We start from the raw sequence: 20,416 nt of genomic DNA, 5'->3' as shown, positions 1-20,416 counted from the left end.
AGCAGGACCGTCTTGCTCCGATTCATAGTTGTGCGTCGTCCTCTCGGACAATGAATGTCTTCTTGACTGAAAGAACGGTTTCACACTCCGATATTCGGCAAACTCACTTCTCGGGGTGAATCGGCGCGTCGAAGCCACCCCGAACCAGCGGTTTGGAGATGTGCCTGCGCGCCTCCGGCGGTACCTCGTACCAGCCAAATTCTAACTCACGCTCCACTTCCCGTTCGACTTTTCCGGGTGCCGTCGTCTTGCAGTTCCGACACCGGTAGCCCTGCTCCGCTCCGGCGCTCTTCATCGACCGGCCGCAGTTGGGGCAGTCCGGCGTGACGAGTTCGGTTCGGCTCAGGTCTCGAACCGCGAACTTCTCTAACTTCAGCGTACCGTCCGAAACCTCGCCGCAGGCTACGATTCGGTCGCCTTCGCGGAGCGAGCGCACTCGGTCGCGGAATCGCTTGGTTGGTTCGAAGGCGGCACAGCGGAGTTCGGATTCGCCGCCTTCGTCGCCCTCCTCGCCTCCGTCTCGTAGGTCGAAGAAGACGTGCCCACCTCTGTGAGTTTCTGGCTCGGTGGTAACTGTCCCCTCGACTCGGTACGCGTGGCCGTCTTCGACCTCTCGAAGCGTGGCGTCTCGGAGATGTGCGTCGGTGCCCTGATTCGTGACGAACGTCGCCGTGCGCTCGACTGCTTCACCGTCGATTTCGTTGGCGACCTGTCGAACTGCGTCGGGGTCGTCGCCCCGGATGCCGTGCAGAATCGGCCCCGGCGTGTGGGGTACGCAGACGAGTTGCCCCGTCTCGCGGTCCACCGTGTCCCAGACGTCCGGGTAGCCCTCGTTCGCGGCGTCGAAGACCGATTCGGCGTCTACGTCTCTGGGCGTGCCCCACTGGTCGCTCTCGCGGTAGGAGATGCGTTCGTGCGTCCAGTCGTCGAAGACTTCCTCACTCACCGTCGAGTCGGCGGACTCATCCGCCGACTCGCCTTCGGGGAGCGGCCTCGGAGAGGCCGCTTCTGCCCCCGCCGCTCCCGCCGCCCACGCGCCAACCGCGGCGAGCGCGCCGATTTTCCCGCGTTCGTTCTTCCAGCCCTCACTCTGGTAGCCCGCAGATTCGATTTTCGCGTCGGCTTCCTCGCTCGTGAGCAACTCTCGAACCGCTCGCCGAGCGAAATCGCAGATTTCGTCCGGCACGTCCTCTGGGTCGCCCGGCGCGACGACGAGTCCGGGATTCGTTCGCGGGTCCTCGACTTCGGCGGCGCGGGCGACCTCCTCGCTGGCGACTTCGAAGGCCGTCTCGGGGTCACAGTCGGTGTGAACTGCCAGCGCGGCGTTGCCTCGCGTCTTGTACTCGACGGCGGGATTCAGGCGCACGAGGACCAACCGCTCTGCGCCCACGCGCTCTGCGACGCGGGCGGCGAGGTACGTCGTACACATCCCCAGTTCGCGCGAATCCGTGTCGTCGAGGCCGATAACCGTCACTGTTCCGGGGTTAGAGGGTCGGGAACTAACGGCTTTCGAAGGCAGGACCGTCCTACTTCAAACTACCGCCTGGTCGCGGGAGAATCGCAAGCCTCGGGAGGGTCTGGGAGTGGCACAACGTATATATGGGGGAATCACTTACGTCCGGATATGTCCCGGTCTGCACTGGTCGGGAACCTGACCGCCATGCTGGAGGACGCTGGATTCACGGTCAGCGACCGGTGTGCGATTCGACCGAAGAGCTTCGACGTAGCGGCCCGCCGCGGCGAGGACCTCTTGTTACTCAAAGTGTTGGCGAACGTCGATGCCTTCGACGGCGAGACCGGCTTAGAGATGCGGCGACTCGGCGCGTACTTAGACGCGACGCCGCTGGTCGTGGGACTGCGAACCCGCGACGAAGACCTCGAACCTGGTGTCGTCTACTTCCGGCACGGCGTTCCCGTCTTCAGCCCCGACACCGCGATGGAGTTGTTCGTCGAGGGCATGCCGCCGTTGGTCTACGCCGCACCGGGCGGCCTCTACGTCAGCATCGATGGCGATATCCTGCGCGACGAACGCGAGAAACGCGACTGGAGCCTCGGCCAACTCGCCTCCGAGTTGGGCGTCTCCCGGCGCACCGTCTCGAAGTACGAGGACGGCATGAACGCCAGCGTCGAAGTCGCTCTCGAACTCGAAGAGATGTTCGAGGGCGACCTCACCAGTCCCGTGGACGTACTCGACGGTGCCGATGAAGTTCGGGAGGAGGAACCGACGCCTGAGGACCCCGAACCGGAGGGCGACGACGAGCGTATCGTCACCGTCCTCACCCGCGCTGGCTTCGAGGTCCACCCGACGGTTCGCGCTCCGTTCAAGACCGTCAGCGAGGACAACGACAGTGCCGAGAACGTGCTCACCGGCCACTCGGCGTTCACCAAGGCTGCCGAGAAGCGCGCCCGAATCATGTCTTCCATCGGCCACGTCGTCCAGACGCGTTCTGTCTACTTCGTGGACGAGGCCAAGCGCGAGAACGTCGATGGCACTGGACTGGTCGAACGCGAGGAACTAGAGGATATTTCGAGTCCCGAAGAACTGCGCGAGTTGATTCGGGAGCGAGCGGAAGAACCGGCTAGTTCGTAATTCTCGGAAAATCCGTTCGGTCGTGTCGAATCACGCCGCCGAGCCGTACGTCTCTTCTAAGTACTTCACGATGTCGTCGCTCTCGGACATGCCTTCGACGCCTTGTTCCTCGTCCACCAGCACGGGCACGCCAGTCTGGCCGCTGACCTGCTCGACTTCGGTGCGTTCGCTATGCGAGCGCGGGACCTCGTGGGACTCGTAATCGAGACCGAGTTCGTCCAATTTGTCCTTCACTTTCGCGCAGAACGGACAGCCCGGAAGGTCGTACAGTTCGAGGTTCGTCATGTTCGTCCTCGGGTTGGTGTTTCAGTGGTATTAGGGTGATGGTGGCGGAAGCGCGTGACGTTATCTGTGACGGAGGGTTTTGGTGGTTCAGTGTTTGAAGGTGTCGAGTCGTGAAACTGAAACGAACTGCTCCGGGTATTCAATCAGACCGTCTTCAGTATCGGCGACGTGGAAAAGAACGCAGAGAAGCTAGCTACTCCCGATACCTAGAAGACCACACAGCCCGTCACAGCACCGCGCGCCACCACATCGATGAAAATGCGCACTTTGAAAAATCGAATGCTGATTTCGGACTTTGCGTCCGATTGCGCGACACCTCCGTTTATTACGTTGACACACAGAACTACGACACGTATGGCCGACACCCCCTCCGAACGCTTCCGAGAGAACGCGTCCGAGATTGCCGGGACAGTCGTCACAGGGGTCTGGCTCGTCGCACTGATCACCGGCCAAGACTGGTGGCTGGCCGCGCTTCTCTTGGGCTATCTCGTCGTCGTGCCTGTCGTCTCGTACCTCTTCGGCGACGAAGACGAGTTAGACGAGTGGGGGGCGGCGAGTGGAACGACTGGTCGGGCGACCAGTGGAAGCAGGGCCGAAAGACGGAGGACGAGACGCCCGACGAACCCACGAACAACAAGGAGGCGCTCGAAACGCTCAGGGACCGGTACGCTCGCGGCGAACTCACCGACGAGCAGTTCGAACGAAAGCTCGAACGACTGCTCGACACGGAGTCGTTAGAAGACGTGGAGGACCGCGCTCGCGCCCGAGAGCGCGAACCCGAACGCAGTCGAAAGTAGCGTCCTCTCAGATTCGCCGCCCGTTCACCCAGTCCGAAATCCTGTCGAACAGTTCGAACGCGCCGTACTGAATCCGTTTGCGCTGATACACGACTTCGCCGAGACCCCACACCACCAGCGTCAGCAGTCCGACCACGACGCCCAAGAACTCCCAACTGTTCATCCAAATCGGGCGAATCCAAGGAGTGACGTGCGCCCACGTCCGGGCGAAGTCGTTCGCCGGTTGCTGGAGGAACGTCCCGCGAGTCACTTCGACTAGCCAGAACGAGACAGTCTTGCTGTTCTTGCCCTGAATCGCCAGTCCGCTCCCGCTGACGTTGTAGCTCCCCGACTTGCCCATGTCGCGGATGGTCGGGCCGCCCGGTTCGTCGCCCAGGTTCACGCGCTCTACGTCGTAGGGTGCCCACGGCGCGTGGAACTCCCAGACGACGTTCCCTTCTGGCGTCACCTCGAAGACGCGGTGGTTCATCGTGTCCACGACCATCGTGTTGCCGTTCGGCAGTCGGTCGGCGTCACGCGGCCAGTTCAGCCCCTTCGTTCCGAGGTTCCACGTGCGCTTCCACTCGCCGTTCTCCTTCGCGTACTCGACGATGCGGTCGTTCTCGCTGTCGGCCACGAGAATCGTCGGCGTGCCGTTCTCGCTCTCCAAGTACTGGGGGTTGTGCTGTTCGTTCAGCACCGAGTAGTCGTCGTCGCTTCCGAGTCGCATCTCGATTTCCTTGGTCGAGCGGTTGACGACGATGACCTGGTCGAAGTTGCGCGGCGATGCCATGTACCTGCCCTCGCCGATCTTGTCGATGTCGTTGACGTGGGTCCAGTCGTGCGATTTACCGCCTCCCGAGAGTGGGAAGTGCGCGCCGAACTGCCAGCGCCAGACCACGTCGTCTTTCGTCATGTTGTAGACGAACAGACGGTCTCGCTTGCCCTCCGCGCGCATGTTCGCCACGAGGAGTTCGTCGCCGTTGATTAGGTCCACGTCGTGGGTGTCGTGGATGGGCAGTCGCTGGGTCCAGACGCGCTCCTGCGTTTCAATATCCAACTCGTACACCAGCGTCTCGCCCTTCGCCGTCGCGGTCACGAGCAGGTTCCCGTTCTCCAACGGGTCCACGTCGTAGAACCACGTCGCGTCGAAGCCAGAGCCGTTGTGGACCCACTGCACCCGCCCGCGGGGACCGACCGCGACGAGTCGCGCGGGCTTGTTCTCGTTGGCCATCCCCTGGAAGTGGAACCCCTGAATCGAGATGATGGTCGTGCCGTTCGCAGGTTCGTCGATGGACGCCCGGAGGTTCGTCGGGTCCTCTGTCGTCGCGAAGTGCGTCGCCCCGGAGATGCCCGCAGGTGCGAGCAACGAGAGGACCAACAGCGCGGCGACGCCGCGGACGACCCAGCGACGTGGAAGGGTGCGGAGATTCACGTACCGCGTCACGACTCGCCCCAGATTAAAAGTAGTGACCCTCTAGACCGGCAACAGGTCGGCGAACGAACTTAGTTCCTCGTCGGTGACTCCGTACCCGGTGATTCGGCGTCCGTTCTGGGAGAACGAGGCGTACTGTGGCGACATGACGCCGATGACCTTCTCCACCGGAATCGAGACGTAGTCGTACTCGTCGGTCGCTATCTGGTTGAACCCGACGACCCAGTCCCAGTCCTCAATGACGAAGGCGGCGTCTACCTGCGTCGCCTCCTCGTCTGCGTAGTATATCTTCGCAATCGGTTCGTCCGCTTCAGTTCGGTCGTACTGTTCCTGTCCGTCCAGGGTGTCGTCGTCGCTATATTTGTCGTCGTCGCTGTGTGTGTCCTCGTCACTGAATTCGCTCATTGTCGAATTACATATCGACAGCAGACGATATAACCGTTTCCGCGGCGAGAGAGTGTCTCGCAAGAAAAGTCGGGCGTCTCGCTTAGACGTTGCCAGCCAGGAACCCACCAGTCCGCACGACGAAGTAGAGGACGAACGCGGCGGCGAGTACCCAGTGGCCAGGCCGCGTGTCGTCGAGTTCGCCCGCCGCGGCCTTCACGATGGGGAACGAGATGATGCCCGCGGCGATGCCGTACGCGATGGAGAACGTGAACGGCATCACGAGGATGGTCATCCCGGCCGGAACCGCGTACGTGAGGTCGTCCCACGCGATTTCGACCACGTTCTGGAGCATCACGATGCCGATGACGACCAGCACGAGGTGGGAGGCGTAGGTCGGCACGGCGACTGCCAGTGGGACGACGGCGAGCGAGGCGAGGAACAGGAGCGCAACGACGAGCGCAGTCATGCCCGTTCGTCCGCCCTCTTCGACGCCTGTCGCCGACTCGATGTAGGTCGTCACCGTCGAGGTGCCGAGCATCCCGCCGACTGTCGTACCGACTGCGTCGGCCATGAGCGGCTTGTCGATGTCGGGCAGGTTGCCGTCTTCGTCGAGGAAGCCAGCGACCTGCGAGACGCCCGTGAGGGTGCCCGCAGTGTCGAAGAAGTCCACGAAGAAGAAGGTGAACACGATGAGTGCGAAGGAGAAGGCTTCGACGTTCTGCAATCCGGTGACGAACGCGCCAGCGAGCGGCGCGATGTTGTAGCTCGCAGCGTCGTAGGTGACGGGCGTGCTCGGAACCAGCGGAATCGGCGACTTGAGCGTAATTCCGGGCGGTGCGTTGTCCGCGGCAAACGCCGCGTAGCCCATCGCGTCGGCGGCGTAGCCCATGAGCGAGGTGGCGACGATGCCGACGATAATCGAGCCTTTGACGCCACGGGCGTAGAGTGCGAGCGTCAGGAAGAGACCGACCACGGAGATGATGGCGACGGGGTCGGAAGCAAAGACGGGATTGAACGTGAGGAAGGTCGCCGAGTCACCCGCGACGACTCGCATCTCTTCTAAGCCGATAATCGCGAGGAAGAGACCGATACCCGCACCGACTGCGAGTTTCACGGGTTCGGGGAACAGTCGAATGATGAAGGTGCGAGCGCCGACTGCGGTGAGCGCGATGAAGATGATACCCTCCACGACCACTGCGGCGAGCGCCGTCTGCCAACTGACGCCGAGCGACCCGACGACGGTGAACGCGAAGAAAGCGTTCAAGCCGAGTCCCGGTGCCTGTCCGAACGGCCGTTTCGCGTACAGCGCCATCGTCAGCGTGGCGACGGCCGCCGAGATGAGCGTCACGACGGCTATCATTTGGAACGTTCGGCCCGGCCCGACGCCGTCGATTTGGATGGCGTTCGAGAGGATGGCCGGATTGACCACGACGATGTAACTCATCGTCAGGAACGTAGTCAGTCCGGCAAGAACCTCCGTTCGTAAGTCGGTCCCGTGCTCCTCGAAATTGAAGTACTCCGCGAGTCCCATGTTGCACAATTCTGCAGTCACAACTTAAATATTCCCAAATCAGAGGGTTGTTGTGGGCACGAACGTGAGTATATATCTCCGTTCTGGTGATTTTAAATTGAACGTTTAGCCTCGCCAGCACGTCGCTCGGAAAATCAGTCGGTGATTACTCGTCGTACGTCGTCAGCGCGCCGACGGGTGCGTCGGTCATCCGCTTCGCGCGGTCGAGTCCTTCTTCGCCTGCCGCGATGAGTGCGAAGACGCCGCCGACGTTGGCGTCCGCGCGGTCCGCGATGTCGAGCAGGAGTTCTTGGGTCTCGCCGGAGCGAATCAGGTCGTCCACGACCAGCACCGTCTCGCCGTCGTCGATGGCTGACGCTGGCAGGTAGTACGTCAACTCGATGCCGGAGGCGAGTCGCTGGCGCGATTCGATGAACTCCTCGACGGCCGTCTCTTTGGACTTCTTCGCGTACGCGACCCGAGCACCGAAGTAACTCGCCATCGCCGCCCCGAGCGTGATACCGTCAGTCGCCGCGGTCAGTACGACGTCCGGGCGTTCGAAGTCGAAGGTGTTCGCGGCGACCGGTGCGACCAAATCGAGAAACGACTGGTCGAAGACGACGGCGGAGTTATCGACGTAGCCTTCCTCGTCCACCCGAATTCGTGCTTCGAGTTCGGTCGCCAACTCGTCCCGGCCGACGCCCGCGACGATTTCCTCGGCACGGTCCACGCTCGGCAGGACGTGGCCGTTGACGTATCGGTTCAGGTCGCCCGCCGGAAGTCCGGTGACCTCGGCGAGTTCGTCGTACGTTCGCGTCTCCTTCAAGATTCGAAGGACGGCGACCGCCTGCAACTGCAGGCGCGCCTTCTCTGCGCGGTTCATACTCTCGACTACCACTGCACGAACTTGAATATCTCGAAGCGAAATGGAGGGGTCTAGAACAGAACTGCGTAACTGTGGGTAGTCGGAGGCAGTCGGGTTCCTCGACTGCTCGCGGTTGCACTGCTCCGTTTCGAGGTTCTCTCCACTGCGTTCCGCGAACCTCGCTACTCGCGGCTTCGCCGCTCGATTTTCCGAGACTCCGAAGGAGTCTCGCTACTCCGCCGCCAGCAACTCCGCCGCCGTCAATAGCGACTCCAGTTCGAGGTCGTGGTCGGCCAGATTCTCGCTCGCACCCTCTTCGCGGTCCACGACGACGAGGACGCGGTTCACCGTTGCACCCGCTTCACGCAGTGCTTCGGCGGCATCGACGGCGCTCTGGCCGGTGGTGGCGATGTCTTCGAGTACGACGACCTCTTCGCCGTCTTCGAGTCGCCCCTCGACCAAGTTCGCCGTCCCGTAGTCTTTCTGCTGTTTGCGCGCGATGACGTACGGATTTCCGGTCTCGACGCTCGTGACGGCGACCAGCGGGACGCCACCGAGCGCCACGCCCGCGAGTTTCGTGTCGCCGACGCGTTCGGCGAAGGCTTCGGCGATGCGTTCGAGGCAGTCGGGGTCGGTCTCGAACAGGTACTTGTCCACGTAGTACTCGCTGGTGCCGCCGTGGGAAAGTTCGAACTCGCCGTACTTGACCGCGTCAGCGTCTCGGAGCGCCGCGATGAGTTCCTCGTCGGTCATTGTCCAACTATGGGGTCGGCGGCACTGATAAGCGGTGTCTTTCTGGTTGGTAGTGTTCGGAGTCGTTGGTTCGCAGCGTATCGGGTCCAGTATCGTGGGTGTAACTTGGAACCGGGAAAAACGCGACTGCAACCACTTCGAAAGCCCCCATCCGCTCGCGGTCGCTGACCGATATATCTGCGCCTCTCCGCACAACCCGGCGCAGATAGGGGTCGGTCAGGCGACTAAATCGAACGCGAGCGGATGACCCCTTTCAATCCACCCCTTCGGTGGATTGGGCCAAGCGTTTTGTCGGTTGGTCAGTCGGGCGGTATCGGTAGATGGTGTCACCGGGCGTTTGGGGGTCATCGTCCTCCGTCGCCCAAGTTTCTCACTGTCGAATCGCCAAGTCCGGATGCTTGTGGACCGCGACCCATCCAACGTCGAGCGACCCCGAACTGTCGCTGTTCAGTCGCGCGAAGAAGACACTGTCAGACCCGTCCCGATTGGGGTTTCCCGGCGTGAGTCCCGCCTTCGGCCGTTGGCCGCGCGCGCCGAGGACGAAGTTAACCCGGTCTAACTCCATCGAGTAGAACAACTGGAAGAGTCGCGCCGTGTCGTTTTCAATCGATTCGATGCGGTGGGTCTCCTGCTCGGCGCTCCCGTCCGCGCGGACGCCCCGGACTTCGCCGTCTTCGATTCGGTACCCGACGTAGTTCGACTCGGGGTCGCCCCACAGCAGGTCCACGGTGGCACCCCGAACCGAGTTCAGCTTGGCGTGACACCGCCAGACGCAGTTGGTCCAGCCGTCGGACACTGGCGGTGAGCCGGCGAATCCGCGGCGTTTTCGCAGAACCGCTCGTCCGCCTGCTTTCCCGGTCGTCAACTCGACGCCGCGTTCGTGGAGTGTGACGTTCCCGCTCCCCTTCTGTTCGGTCCCGAAGCCAGCGATGGAGTCGAAGTGGCTCTGCCACCGGAGTCGCTTGCGAACTGGCCGAAGGTAGGCATCCTCGGGGTAGTGTGGCGGTGAGGCTCCGGCGTTGACGACGAACGACTCGCGCGTACCGGTCTCTTCGTAGGAGGCTTCGAGTCGTGCCTCGCCGCCGGGGTAGAGGAACAGCTTCCCGAATGGGGTGACCGATTGGTCCCACTGGAGGCGGTGAATCCACGGCACGAAGAAGTGGCGCATGCCGTACCGTCGCTGTTCGCGCATCTGGTCGAAGAAGGCGGGTTGATTCGTCTCCTCGGGCGGCGAACTGCTGTCGTGGTGGCAGTGACCGAACAGACAGCAGACGACGTTGTCGTACCGCGAGAGGAGCGTCCCGACTTCCTCCTCCCGGACTGCGTAGTCGTAGTTCTGTCCGGTGCCGACCGACAGCGGGAGGTGCGAGACGACCACGACCGGGCGCTTCGTCCGGTTCAACTCGTTTCGAAGCCACTCGATTTGCTCCGGTAGAAACTCGGTGTGGACGTGGTCACTCTCGGAGTAGCCGTTGTTCAGAACGACGATTTTGGCGACGGAGGCGTCCACGCTGTACCACGTGTCGGCGTGCGTGGAGACGCCCCACGGCGCGTAGCTCCAGTCTGGTCCCCACGAATCGGCGTGTTGGTACTCGTGGTTGCCCCAGACTGGGTGGACTGGCATCTCGAGGTCGTCTTCGACGAGGTGGCGGAACTCTCGAATCTTCCGCTGGGAACTGGCGCGGCCGCCCCACGTGGGCATCATGTCGCCCATGAAGAACACGCGGTCGGCCTCCCAGTCGTTCATCGCGCGGACGAACTGCTTCAGTTTCTTCGTCGTTTTCTCGACGCCAGTCGCACCGAGTCCTCTGGCGTCCCCGGGATAGTGCGGGTCCGCGAGCAGTCCGATTTTCACTGGTTCGACAGAGATTTCCTCGACGCCGAGCGACCCGATGTTCGCTCTCGGGACGGGGGCGTCTTCGGTTCCGAGCGGAACTGGTTGCCACCCGTCTGCGCCCTCCGTGAACTCGTACAGTCCGTGGTCGGTCACACCAATTGCTGGCCGAACATCGGGAACGGGCAACTCCTTCGCGGTCGGTCGCCGATACAACTGGTCGAGAAAGGCCTCTTGAACGCCCGTTTCTTCGTCCTCCGGTGAATCGAGACTCGTGGTGAACGCCGCCGAGAGACCGCCGACCGCCGCCAGCAACTGGCGACGCGAGAGCTTAGTCACTCAATCCACCTCGGTTCGTTCCGCTGTCTCGATTCGCCCGTTTTCTCGCTCGAAACCCTCGATTTCCCGGCATGGAACGGCCGCTCGCGGTCGAGAGCGCACGGCGGTTTTCACGCCGGTTTTAACGTACGTGAACGGCTTTGTTATTCGGTCAGAGAATCGTCGCAGCCGAGTACAGCGCCGCAACCGCAGGACTCAAGCAGAGCGTTCTCCACTGCAAGCGTCCGTTGGCTGTCCGGTCGGTGACGTGATACTGGCCTTGGAAAGTCGAAGTGACCTATTCAGACCCCAGCGCGCGCTTTTGGCGCGCGCAACTGCGGTGTGGATGCTGTGCGGAGGCCGCGTAGCGGTGCTGTGCGGAGGCGGAAGCAGACAAGCACACCCAAGACGCGCGAAATCTGTGCGCCCCGCGCACAGATTTCGCCGTGTCGGTTTTTTGATCCACCTTTTTTGCGCGAGTGGTGGCCAGCGCGCTTCGCGCGCTGAGCCACCCGAGCGGAAAAAAAGGTGGTCGTTCTAGATACCAGTCGAGTACCGCAGAAGCCCCGCGACGCCGCCGAACGCAGACAGCAGTTGTTCGCCCTTCTCGAAGTCAGTAGAGATGAACTTCGTCTCGGTGCCACGCTGTTCGGCGATGTTGATGAGGAACTCGATGGCGTCCTCGCGTTCGAGAACCTCTGCGTCGGCCCCGTTCTCGCAGGTGTGTTCGGGCGTGTTCTTGCGCTGGTCGATGAACTCGTGTTCCTCCTTGTCGCCACACTCGTAGACGACCACGTCTTTGCGGAGGTCCTCGGAGATGAGCAGACGGTCAACCGACCCCATGACGAGGTTCCGGCGGGTCGGTTCGAACCCGTACGTGGCCTTGTCGCCCTCGTGGAGTTGCTTGAAGAACTCCTCCATCTGCTTCTTGTCCTTCATCACTTCGGCGTCGGCCAGCGCCTCTTCGGCGTTGTCTACGAGGTCGTAGAGGCCGGACTCGTCGGTGTAGCCCACGTCGAACTTGCCCAGCACCTTCTGTTGAATCTCGTGGTGGAGGTAGTCGCCGTCGAGGAACTCGTCTTTCGTCGGTGAGGGACCGCCGACGAGGACGCCGTCGATGTTCTCCCGTTCGGCGACGAACAGGTCGTTGGCCATCTCCGCGACTTCCTGATAGAAGTTATCGATGGCTTCGAGGCGCAGTCGGGCGAAACGCTGGGCGGACTGGCCACCTTTGCGCTGTTTGCCCGGGACGAGCGAGGACGCGGACTTCACCGGCTCGATTCGCTTGCCTTTCAGCCAGCCGACGTTGGCCTCGCGGCGGTCGAGGACGATGAGACCGTAGAGACCTTTGTCGGCCATCATGTCCTCCAGCGGGCCGGTCAGGAAGTTCGAGTCGCAGTGGTAGCGGAACGACTGAATCGGTTCCGGTGGACTGTCGAGCACTTTCGTGACCATCTCGGTCTGGCCGCCGCCGGAGTCGATAGCGCCACTGAAGATGACGATGCCGTTCTCGGGCGGGTACACGTCGTAGTAGCGTAGTCGGTCCTTGATGGAGGTCAGCGCGTCTTGGACGTTCGTGCGGGTCTGCTTGGACTTGATGTTGCTCGCTTCGCTGTGCTCTTGGGTGACGTGTGCCACCACGTCGCTGATTTGCTTGTCCTCGGGAATGTAGATAGTAACGAGTTGCGTCCCTGAGCCTTCGAACTCTTTGAGGTCCTCGATGACCTTCCGGAACTCGTACTTTTTCCTGTCGGACTGTCCGTCGTCGTCACTCATTACGGTACTCTAGCCGCTCCAGTCGGTAAGTAACCTACGACCTTCGGGTCGGGGTCGTACCGATTCGCCACCCCTGACCGACTCAGCACGAACGCACGTCGATTCGACTCGTCGTTGCCGCGAACCTCCCCGAAACTGTCTTCGATGTGTCGGCTGACACGGACTAATTTTATATGCGTGTCATGGTTCGGTTGGGACAACGAGTACTATGTCCGACACGGTGTACGCGATAGCAAGTGGTAAGGGAGGTGTCGGCAAGACCACGACCGCCGTCAACCTCGGCGCGACGTTGGCCGACCGAGGAAACAGCGTGGTCGTCCTCGACACCGACCTCGGGATGGCGAACCTCGCGGGCTTCCTCGACTTCGAAATCGAGGACCCGACGCTCCACGAGGTGCTAGCGGGCGAGGCCGACCCCGAAGATGGAATCTACGAGGCACCCGGCGGCATCGACGTACTGCCTAGCAGTACCGACATCGAGGCGTTCGCCAAGTCCGACCCCTCGAACTTGGAGAGCGTCGTCGCCGACCTCCGCGAGACGTACGACTACGTCTTGCTCGACACTGGTGCGGGCGTCAGCTACGACACGCTGATTCCACTGGCGCTCGCCGACGCCGTCTTGCTGGTCGCGACGCCAGACGTGGCCTCCGTCCGGGACACCGCCAAGACCGGCGAACTGGCCGCCCGCGTGGGTTCCAACGTCGAAGGCGCGATTCTGACCAAGCGCAGTAGCGACATCCTGAACGCAGACGACGTGGAGGAGACGCTCGGCACCGACGTGCTGGCCGTGATTCCAGAAGACGAAGCGGTTCCGATGGGAATCGACGCGGGACGACCGCTTTCGGCGTTCGCGCCCAACGCACCCGCCGGTCGCGCCTACCACGACCTCGCGGCGATTCTGGACGGCGACGCCGTGCCGGACCCGGAACTGAGCGAGACGGAGGAGTCCGACACCGCGACGGAGGCCGACGAGACCGCGCCCGGGGCCGACGAGACCGCGTCCGAGGCAGACGTGGAGAACGACGTGTTCGACACTCCCGAGTCTGATGACGAGGCGACTCCCGAATCGGACGGCGAGCGGAGCGCGGACGACGAATCGGCCGACCCGCCCGCAGACCTCGAAGGCACTGAAGCCGACGGCGCTGACGCCGTAGATACTGTGAGGGCAGACGCTGAAACGGCAGACACCCCGGACGAAGACGGCTGGTCGGAGGACCCGTTCGCCGACGTAGACGACGCGGACGAGGAGTCGTCCGACCCCCTCGACGCGACGACGAGCGACGACACCGACGACGGGGCACGAAGCGTAGACGACCTCATCAGCCAGCACATCGACGACGAGCGACTCGGCGACGACGACCCGCTCGCTTCGGTCGAAGATTCGCTAGAGGAGGCCGGTGACGAAACAGAAGACGACGCAGCCGAAAGCGTCGAAACCGAAGAAGCCGCGGACACGGTGGAGGACGACGCAGACGACCCGCTCGCTTCGCCGAGCGAACCGCAGGCCGACGACACTGCGGAGACGGCCGACTTCGAAGACCCGCTCGAAGTGGCTGACGAAGAGGACACAGACGCCGAATCGGACGAGCGCGCTGACTCCGATTCTTCGGGGTCCGATTCCGTGGACTCCGACTCCGAGACGTCCGTAGCGTCCGACTCGGACTCCCTCGACGACCCAAAGAGCGCCGACGCTGGCGACGACCTCGAATCCGCGACGCCGGTCGTCGGCGCGGTCCCGTTCGAAGGCGACGGTCCCTCAGACGACGTTTCGTCCGTCGAACGAGACGCCCAGAGCGTCGGGAACAACGACAGTGGAGAGACGGTCCTCGCCGACGAAGTCGCAGACGGCGAGTCGTCGTCCGACGACGGGGACCGAACCTCGCAGGACGATAACTCGGAGACAGACGACAAAGAGAGCGCTAACTCGGGCGTTCTCGGCCGACTCGGCTCGCTGTTCAAGTGAATCGGCAACGACTAAGGAGCTTCACCGTTCCAGCAACTACTATGGCAGACGATAGTTCGGTTTCGTTCTGGTGGATACTGTTGTTCATACTACTAGCTCTCGCCGTCGGCGCGGGCGCGGTGCTGTTCGTCGGCGGAAGTCTCGTCACTCCGCCGCAGTTCGTCGTCCCGTTCTGAAAACGCGAACTCGCTAGTTTTACATCGAGTGCGGCGCGGCGACGCCCAGCACGTGCAATGCGTTGCCGACCGCGTGTTTCGACGCCGAGACGAGCGCGAGTCGTGCGTCGCGCACGTCGTCGTCCACGTCGTCTTTCAGCACCGGACACTCGCGGTAGAAGGTGTTGAACGTCTCCGCGATTTCGCGGGTGTAGGTGGCGACCACGTGCGGTTCGAGGTCGTCTGCGGCCTCTTCGATGACGGCAGGGAAGCGCGCGACGACTTCCAGCAGTTCGCGCTCCGCGTCTGCCTGTAGGAGCGAGGCGTCGAACTCCTCGGGTGCAGATTCGAGTCCTGCCTCGTCCAGGATGCCACAGCAGCGCGCGTGGACGTACTGGACGTAGGGCGCGCTCTGGGCCTCGAAGTCGAGCGCGCGGTCCCACTCGAAGGTGATGGCTTTCGTCGGTTGCTTCGAGACGATGTCGTAGCGAACCGCGCCGATGCCGACCTGTTCGGCGATACGCTCGATGTCTTCTTCCGTAATCTCGTCGTCGCGACTGCGGTCGTCCAGACGGTCTTCGACTTCGTTGCGCGCGCGCTCGACGGCCTCGTCCAGCAGGTCGTCTAAGTCGATGCCAGTGCCTGCGCGCGTACTCATCTTACCTTCCGGAAGGTTGACGTAGGAGTACAGCACCTGCTGGAGTTGGTCGGTGTCGTTGCCCAGCAGCTCGAGCGTGGCGTTCATCTGGCGCGCTTGCAGTTTGTGGTCCTCGCCCAGCACCGTCACGGCGCGGTCGTAGTTGTCGAACTTCCACTCGTGATGGGCGAGGTCGCGGGTCGCGTAGAGGGTCGTCCCGTCCGAGCGCAGGAAGACGAGGTTTTTGTCGATGCCGAACTCGTCCAGTTCGAGTTGCCACGCGTCCTCTTCGTAGACTGCTTCGTCGAACTCCTTCAGGCGCGACACCACGTCTTCCACAGAGCTGTCGCGCAGGAACCGGGTCTCCTTGACGAACTCGTCGAACTCCGCGGGCAGGCGCTCCAAGCTCTCGCGCATGCCGCCAAGCACTGTATCGACGACCGTCTGGACTCGTTCGTAGGTCTCTTCGTCGCCCGCTTCGAGACCCTGCATGATGGCCTGAATTTCGGTCTCGGCTTCCTCTACGTCCTCGGGGTCGCCGTTCTCCAAGAAGTCGTTGCCCTTGCGGTAGTAGCGCACCAAATCGTAGTCGTCCTTCTCGCGCTCCGGTTCGGAATCGAGGTCCGATTCGTCGAAGTTCTCGTAGGCCCACGTGAACACGGCCATCTGGCGGCCCGCGTCGTTGACGTAGTAGTGGCGCTCTACGTCGTTGCCTGCGAAGTCGAGGACCCGAGCGACGGCGTCGCCGACGATGGGGTTGCGCGCACGTCCGACGTGAACCGGTCCGGTCGGGTTCGCGCTGGTGTGTTCGACTACGATCGACTCGCCGGTCGGTTCGAGGTGGCCGAACTCCTCGTCCTGCGCAGATTCGACGGTGCCCTCGTAGTAGGCGTCGCTCGGCACGAAGTTGACGTACGGTCCCTGTGCCGACGCAGATTCGACGTACTCGTACGCTTCGGCGTCGATTGCTTCGGCGATATCCACTGCGACTTTCGGCGGCGGTGCGCCGACCTCGCCAGCGAGACGGAACGCCGCACTCGAAGCGAGGACAGCCTCGACGCCTTCCGGCGGGTCCTCGACGCCGAGGTCGTCGGTCGGCAGGTCGAGCGATTCGAGTGCCGACGTGAGCGCGGCCTCCACGTCGTCGCGGAACTGCAGATACATACTACTCGATGATTTTCCACGGGCGACTAAAGGGGTTTCTGATAGTCGCGTTTGCACGCTTCTACTTACTTTCAGCTCGCAATTGCTTTCTCACGGAGCGAAACGGCCGAGTTCGCGTAGACACGTTACGAAGGCTTGCAAACGCTACTATGAACCGTGCTACTGACTCCGATACCGACCTCCCGGTCAGTTGGCCGCCGGGTCGGTCTCGTCGGTGAAGTCGGTCGCCATCCCAGTAGTCGCGGGGCTGTCGGTCGTCCGAAGACGAAGGTCTCGCTGGGGGAACGGAACCTCGACGTTGGCCCGATTCAGGGCCGCGTACGTCGCTTTCAGCACTTCGTGCGTTCCTCGTCCTCGCAAGACGGGCGTCTCTATCCAGCAGAGCAGTTCGAGTTCCACCCCGGAGTCGCCGAACGCACGGTAGCGAACCCGAGGGGACGGCCGCTCTCGGACGAGAGCCATGTCTTCGACGGCTTCCAGCAGCACGTCCTCGACGTAGTCGAGGTCGCTCTCGTAGGCGACGCTAATCGGCAGTCTGATACGGCGCTTGCGTCCCGGTTCCGACTCGTTGATGATGCGCGAACTGTTCAACACGGCGTTCGGAATCGTGACGAGGACGTCGTCGCGGGTCCGGACGACGGTCGAGCGAATGGAGATGTCTTCCACGCGGCCACGGTCGCCGCCCTCCGTCACGATGTAGTCGCCGACTCGGTAGGTGCCGTCGAAGTACAGCGCCAACGACCCGAACAAGTTGGCGACCGTGTCCTTCGCGGCGAACCCGAGGACGATACCGAGGATACCTGCCGAGGCGAGGAGCGGCGTGACGTCGTAGTTCCAGATGCGCAGGAGTGCCAGACTGCTGGCTCCGAGGACCCCAACCGTCCAGACGTTCTGGAATATCGGAACGACGCTCTGCTCGACCCGGTCGCTACCGGTCAGTTCGTTCGAGACCTTGCGTCCGATTCGGATGAACGTCACTCCCCAGACGACGACGAGGAGCGAGAGGACAGCACCCCGGACCTGCGTGTCGAGCGGCGCGGCGAGGTTCAACGGCTGGCGAACCAGATAGAAGCCGACCAATAGCGCCGACACGTATAGCGCGGGGTGGAGCGTCCGCAAGACCACGTCGTCGATTTCACCGTCGATGCGGGTCGTGACGCGACGCAGCAGTGGGTCGCCGAGGAGTTGGATTGCACCTGCGGCCGAGAACGAGGCGACGGCGATGAGTAGCACGGCTTGCCACTGGGGGAGTCGGTCGAGTAAATTCGTCAGTTCGGCCCAGATTGCCAGCGAAATCATATCTTTCAGTAGGCGGTCAGTAGTATATACCCTCCTCTCCGCGCTGGCGCGGTGAACGCGTCGTGCTACTCTCGCCTCATCGGCGTTACCGATTCGAACTCGCCCACCGAAGCATGTCGGCGAACTTCAGCGCGGAGTCGTAGCGGTCGTCCGGGTCGGCAGCGAGCGCAGTCGAGAGAACTCCTTCGAGGTCGTCGGCCCGCTTCTGAGAAAGCAGATGGTCCGCGAGCGCGCCGAGTTGATAGACTTCGACTGCGGACGAGCGGTCGTCCAAAGACGACCGCTCGGCCACAGAGGACTGGTTCGGTTCGCCAGACCCCTCGGTTTCGGGTGCGGCCAGCCACACGGGAGCGTCTCGAACTTCGGCGGCGAGTCGCCAGTCGGCGACTCGCACGCCGTCCTCGGTCAAGAGGATATTTCCGGGGACGAGTCGGCCGTGGACGACGCCCTCGCGGTGGGCATGATGGATGATTTCGGCCACGTCTGCGACTGCTCGGCAAATCTCTTCGTCGGCCATCTCCGCTGCACAATCGGCGATACTGCCGCCAGACGCCCATTCGGTCGCCAGCCACGGCTCTGGGTCGGTTCCCCACCGCCTGACTTCGAGGACGCCGAGGAAATCGAGACTCGCCCACGTTTCGAGCGCGTCGGTGAATTCGTCGGGGTCGCAGTCGGGGAGTCGCTTCAGCGCGACTCGCTCGCCCGCTGGCGTCTCGGCGTCGAACAGTTCGGCGTGGTCGCTCTCCGTGACGGCTTCGAGGCGTTCGTAGTCTTCGAACGCCTCCGGTTCCGGCGGTGGGGCGTTCGCGCGCTTGCGGCGACGATACGCCCCTGCGAGCGCGGCAGTGCCGAGCAGGCCGCCTGTAGCGAGACCGAGTGGACCGGTCGCGGCTCTGTAGGCGTCGTAGAGGGGCGTCGAATCGGGTGGTGAAAGCGCGTACACCGACCCAGATTTGGTGCCGACGTAGATGCTGTCGTCCTGTATCTGGGGCATCCACGCCGGGTCTGCCGAGTAGGAGTGTCGCCATTGCAACGTCCCATCTCGCAGAGAGACGCCGCTTACGGCGTTCTTCGGGTCGCCGACGACGAGCGTATCTGCCATGATTCCGACGGGATGGCGTCCTGCGCCTGACTGCCAGCGTTCGTTACCATCTTCCGAGTCAAGTGCGAACAGGCGGTCCTCCCCGGCGACGTAGACGGAGTCGCCGAACATGCTCGGTTGCCAACTCAGTTCGGTGGGCACGTCGAAGGTCCACTTGGGCATCCCCGTGGCAATCTCGACTGCCGAGACTGTGTTTTCCGTCGTATCGGCGACGTATGCGACGCTATCTCGAATCGTCCCAACGAACGTCGTGTCCGTTTCCCCCATGTAGAACGTCCAGCGTTGCGTGCCGTCCTCGACGTCGAACGCAGAGAGTGCCCCGTTGCTGGAGTTCCACACCAGCACGCTCCCTGCCGACGCGCCGGCAACTTCGATATTCGGGTAGTTGGTATTGTATTCGGTTTCGGTGGTCGGCGGGAAATCGACCCGCCAGCGTTCCGTGCCGCTGTCGGCGTCGAGTGCGTGAAACGACCCTTTCGTCGTTCCCACGTAGAGACTGTCTCCGTCGAACACTGGCCGAAGCCAGACGCCACCGGGGAGTGCGACGTGCCACCGCTCTCTGCCGTCGATGGCGTCGAGTGCGGCGATGCCGCTGTCGGTCACGAAGAACGTTCCCGGAACTGCCAGCGAACCATCGACACGTCCTCGGTCGGTAAACCGCCAGAGAACGTCCCCGTCGCGCGCGTCGAACGCGGTAATCCCGTGTCGCTCTTCGACGTACACCGCAGTTCCGTATCTCGGAACCTGAGTCCGCTGTGCGACGAACGTGTCCGAGTGTTCGGCGCTCACGTTCGTCTGCCAGCGTTCGCTCCCGTCCGAGTCGAGGATGGCGACTCCGGTGGTCGTTTCGGCGACTAGTCCACCGCTCGGCAACGGCTGGAGGAACACCGAGTCGTCGCTGACGCCGGATTCCCACTGCACGTCGGCCTCCGGAGCGAATGGGTGGTCCGGAATCGCGTCCGTCGTGTTGCTCCATGGCGCGCTTCCGACACCCGTGGCTGGAACGCCTCCTGCACCTGCCACACTCAGGAACTCGCGTCTCGTCGGGGACCACTGCATCACGCCAGTCGTCTCAGTGGCTATACATGTATCTTTCTCTGCCACGAGCAAGTGGTCACTGACGGTGGGCATCTTCACGCTCTCGGAAGGCCAGCGCGTCTTCTGGGGTCAGATTATGGCCGCGAGCATCATGATCGTCCTCCCAGCGTTCGTGTTCGTCGTCGTCCTCCGGAAGTACCTGCTGGAGGGGTTCCGGACGAGCGGGATGTGACTCTACGTCGCCTTTCTCTGACTCGTCCGTCACTCAGTAGTAGTTGCGCTGGAGTCAGACAACCCCGAAGGCGCTCGCTTCGCGTCTCCGAACTGTGAACGACGTGCAATCCATTCCGGTATTTTGACGGCTACCGGAGCTCGCTCCCGTGAAACCCTCCACTCACTTAATTCGCTGAAATGCTCCGCGAACCTCCGTTCTCACAGACGATACTACTACACTTTACACTCTATTACACGGCGTATCCTTCGGATACTACTCGGTCTGTAAATCGCTACTCCCTCAACATTCCGGTTA

The 20,416-nt window shown here is 62.6% G+C and carries 17 protein-coding genes; 5 read left to right on the top strand and 12 right to left on the bottom strand.

Annotation, left to right across the window (positions count from 1 at the left end; genetic code table 11):
- Positions 1 to 103: 103 nt before the first annotated feature.
- Positions 104 to 1,474 (bottom strand): tRNA(Ile)(2)-agmatinylcytidine synthase, encoded by a 1,371-nt coding sequence (locus F7R90_RS16245; protein WP_158058449.1) that lies wholly within the window; start codon positions 1,472 to 1,474, stop codon positions 104 to 106.
- A 150-nt stretch (positions 1,475 to 1,624) separates the two neighbouring features.
- Here F7R90_RS16245 and F7R90_RS16240 point away from each other — a divergent pair, with 150 nt between their 5' ends.
- Complete coding sequence (locus F7R90_RS16240) at positions 1,625 to 2,590, top strand: transcriptional regulator (protein ID WP_158058448.1); 966 nt, start codon at positions 1,625 to 1,627, stop codon at positions 2,588 to 2,590.
- A 30-nt stretch (positions 2,591 to 2,620) separates the two neighbouring features.
- On the opposite strand, the gene F7R90_RS16235 is transcribed toward F7R90_RS16240, so the two are convergent.
- Positions 2,621 to 2,875 carry a glutathione S-transferase N-terminal domain-containing protein gene (locus F7R90_RS16235; RefSeq protein ID WP_158058447.1) on the bottom strand — a complete coding sequence of 85 codons (255 nt, stop codon included), beginning with the start codon at positions 2,873 to 2,875 and terminating at the stop codon, positions 2,621 to 2,623.
- A gap of 542 nt (positions 2,876 to 3,417) precedes the next feature.
- Between F7R90_RS16235 and F7R90_RS22880 the strand changes: the two genes are divergently transcribed.
- Complete coding sequence (locus tag F7R90_RS22880) at positions 3,418 to 3,672, top strand: SHOCT domain-containing protein (protein WP_394352010.1); 255 nt, start codon at positions 3,418 to 3,420, stop codon at positions 3,670 to 3,672.
- 7 nt (positions 3,673 to 3,679) lie between these two features.
- On the opposite strand, the gene F7R90_RS16225 is transcribed toward F7R90_RS22880, so the two are convergent.
- From F7R90_RS16225 to prf1, 7 genes are all read right to left on the bottom strand, one after another.
- Positions 3,680 to 5,086 (bottom strand): aryl-sulfate sulfotransferase, encoded by a 1,407-nt coding sequence (locus tag F7R90_RS16225; protein WP_158058446.1) that lies wholly within the window; start codon positions 5,084 to 5,086, stop codon positions 3,680 to 3,682.
- A 42-nt stretch (positions 5,087 to 5,128) separates the two neighbouring features.
- A complete protein-coding gene (locus F7R90_RS16220) occupies positions 5,129 to 5,491 on the bottom strand; it encodes a hypothetical protein (RefSeq protein ID WP_158058445.1) in 363 nt (120 codons plus the stop codon).
- 82 nt (positions 5,492 to 5,573) lie between these two features.
- Complete coding sequence (locus F7R90_RS16215; RefSeq protein WP_158058444.1) at positions 5,574 to 7,004, bottom strand: NCS2 family permease; 1,431 nt, start codon at positions 7,002 to 7,004, stop codon at positions 5,574 to 5,576.
- Between the two features lie 145 nt (positions 7,005 to 7,149).
- Positions 7,150 to 7,866 carry a phosphoribosyltransferase family protein gene (locus F7R90_RS16210; protein WP_158058443.1) on the bottom strand — a complete coding sequence of 239 codons (717 nt, stop codon included), beginning with the start codon at positions 7,864 to 7,866 and terminating at the stop codon, positions 7,150 to 7,152.
- A 213-nt stretch (positions 7,867 to 8,079) separates the two neighbouring features.
- Positions 8,080 to 8,601 (bottom strand): orotate phosphoribosyltransferase, encoded by a 522-nt coding sequence (gene pyrE, locus F7R90_RS16205; RefSeq protein WP_158058442.1) that lies wholly within the window; start codon positions 8,599 to 8,601, stop codon positions 8,080 to 8,082.
- A 370-nt stretch (positions 8,602 to 8,971) separates the two neighbouring features.
- The gene (locus F7R90_RS16200; RefSeq protein ID WP_158058441.1) at positions 8,972 to 10,774 is read right to left on the bottom strand and encodes a metallophosphoesterase family protein; all 1,803 of its coding nucleotides are present in this window, start codon (positions 10,772 to 10,774) and stop codon (positions 8,972 to 8,974) included.
- 516 nt (positions 10,775 to 11,290) lie between these two features.
- Positions 11,291 to 12,529 (bottom strand): peptide chain release factor aRF-1, encoded by a 1,239-nt coding sequence (gene prf1, locus F7R90_RS16195; protein ID WP_158058440.1) that lies wholly within the window; start codon positions 12,527 to 12,529, stop codon positions 11,291 to 11,293.
- Between the two features lie 208 nt (positions 12,530 to 12,737).
- On the opposite strand from prf1, the gene minD reads away from it, so the two are divergent.
- Entirely contained in the window at positions 12,738 to 14,492 is a 1,755-nt protein-coding gene (minD, locus tag F7R90_RS16190; RefSeq protein ID WP_158058439.1) for a cell division ATPase MinD, read from the top strand.
- 41 nt (positions 14,493 to 14,533) lie between these two features.
- Positions 14,534 to 14,668, top strand: coding sequence for a hypothetical protein (locus tag F7R90_RS22735; RefSeq protein WP_267905098.1), 135 nt, complete (start codon positions 14,534 to 14,536; stop codon positions 14,666 to 14,668).
- A gap of 19 nt (positions 14,669 to 14,687) precedes the next feature.
- On the opposite strand, the gene argS is transcribed toward F7R90_RS22735, so the two are convergent.
- The 3 genes from argS to F7R90_RS16175 form a co-directional block, all read right to left on the bottom strand.
- Positions 14,688 to 16,448 carry an arginine--tRNA ligase gene (argS, locus tag F7R90_RS16185; RefSeq protein ID WP_158058438.1) on the bottom strand — a complete coding sequence of 587 codons (1,761 nt, stop codon included), beginning with the start codon at positions 16,446 to 16,448 and terminating at the stop codon, positions 14,688 to 14,690.
- Between the two features lie 186 nt (positions 16,449 to 16,634).
- The gene (locus F7R90_RS16180) at positions 16,635 to 17,747 is read right to left on the bottom strand and encodes a mechanosensitive ion channel family protein (RefSeq protein ID WP_158058437.1); all 1,113 of its coding nucleotides are present in this window, start codon (positions 17,745 to 17,747) and stop codon (positions 16,635 to 16,637) included.
- A gap of 85 nt (positions 17,748 to 17,832) precedes the next feature.
- Positions 17,833 to 19,980 (bottom strand): outer membrane protein assembly factor BamB family protein, encoded by a 2,148-nt coding sequence (locus F7R90_RS16175; protein ID WP_158058436.1) that lies wholly within the window; start codon positions 19,978 to 19,980, stop codon positions 17,833 to 17,835.
- Here F7R90_RS16175 and F7R90_RS22310 point away from each other — a divergent pair.
- Positions 19,973 to 20,119, top strand: coding sequence for a hypothetical protein (locus F7R90_RS22310; RefSeq protein WP_192498341.1), 147 nt, complete (start codon positions 19,973 to 19,975; stop codon positions 20,117 to 20,119). The two genes, F7R90_RS16175 and F7R90_RS22310, sit on opposite strands and share 8 nt — an antisense overlap.
- The last annotated feature ends 297 nt before the right edge of the window (positions 20,120 to 20,416 follow it).

The organism is Halorussus halophilus, assembly GCF_008831545.1.
Lineage (GTDB): Archaea > Halobacteriota > Halobacteria > Halobacteriales > Haladaptataceae > Halorussus > Halorussus halophilus.
The sequence above is the reverse complement of the archived record's forward strand: the minus strand, read 5'-3'. Positions and strand labels throughout refer to the sequence as shown.

What these genes read in the sequence shown, in the direction of transcription:
- F7R90_RS16240 (WP_158058448.1), top strand. Translation starts at nt 1,625, where the DNA reads ATGTCCCGGTCTGCACTGGTCGGGAACCTGACCGCCATGCTGGAGGAC.
- F7R90_RS16235 (WP_158058447.1), bottom strand. Translation starts at nt 2,875, where the DNA reads ATGACGAACCTCGAACTGTACGACCTTCCGGGCTGTCCGTTCTGCGCG.
- F7R90_RS16220 (WP_158058445.1), bottom strand. Translation starts at nt 5,491, where the DNA reads ATGAGCGAATTCAGTGACGAGGACACACACAGCGACGACGACAAATAT.
- F7R90_RS16215 (WP_158058444.1), bottom strand. Translation starts at nt 7,004, where the DNA reads ATGGGACTCGCGGAGTACTTCAATTTCGAGGAGCACGGGACCGACTTA.
- F7R90_RS16210 (WP_158058443.1), bottom strand. Translation starts at nt 7,866, where the DNA reads ATGAACCGCGCAGAGAAGGCGCGCCTGCAGTTGCAGGCGGTCGCCGTC.
- pyrE (WP_158058442.1), bottom strand. Translation starts at nt 8,601, where the DNA reads ATGACCGACGAGGAACTCATCGCGGCGCTCCGAGACGCTGACGCGGTC.
- prf1 (WP_158058440.1), bottom strand. Translation starts at nt 12,529, where the DNA reads ATGAGTGACGACGACGGACAGTCCGACAGGAAAAAGTACGAGTTCCGG.
- minD (WP_158058439.1), top strand. Translation starts at nt 12,738, where the DNA reads ATGTCCGACACGGTGTACGCGATAGCAAGTGGTAAGGGAGGTGTCGGC.
- F7R90_RS22735 (WP_267905098.1), top strand. Translation starts at nt 14,534, where the DNA reads ATGGCAGACGATAGTTCGGTTTCGTTCTGGTGGATACTGTTGTTCATA.
- argS (WP_158058438.1), bottom strand. Translation starts at nt 16,448, where the DNA reads ATGTATCTGCAGTTCCGCGACGACGTGGAGGCCGCGCTCACGTCGGCA.
- F7R90_RS16180 (WP_158058437.1), bottom strand. Translation starts at nt 17,747, where the DNA reads ATGATTTCGCTGGCAATCTGGGCCGAACTGACGAATTTACTCGACCGA.
- F7R90_RS16175 (WP_158058436.1), bottom strand. Translation starts at nt 19,980, where the DNA reads ATGCCCACCGTCAGTGACCACTTGCTCGTGGCAGAGAAAGATACATGT.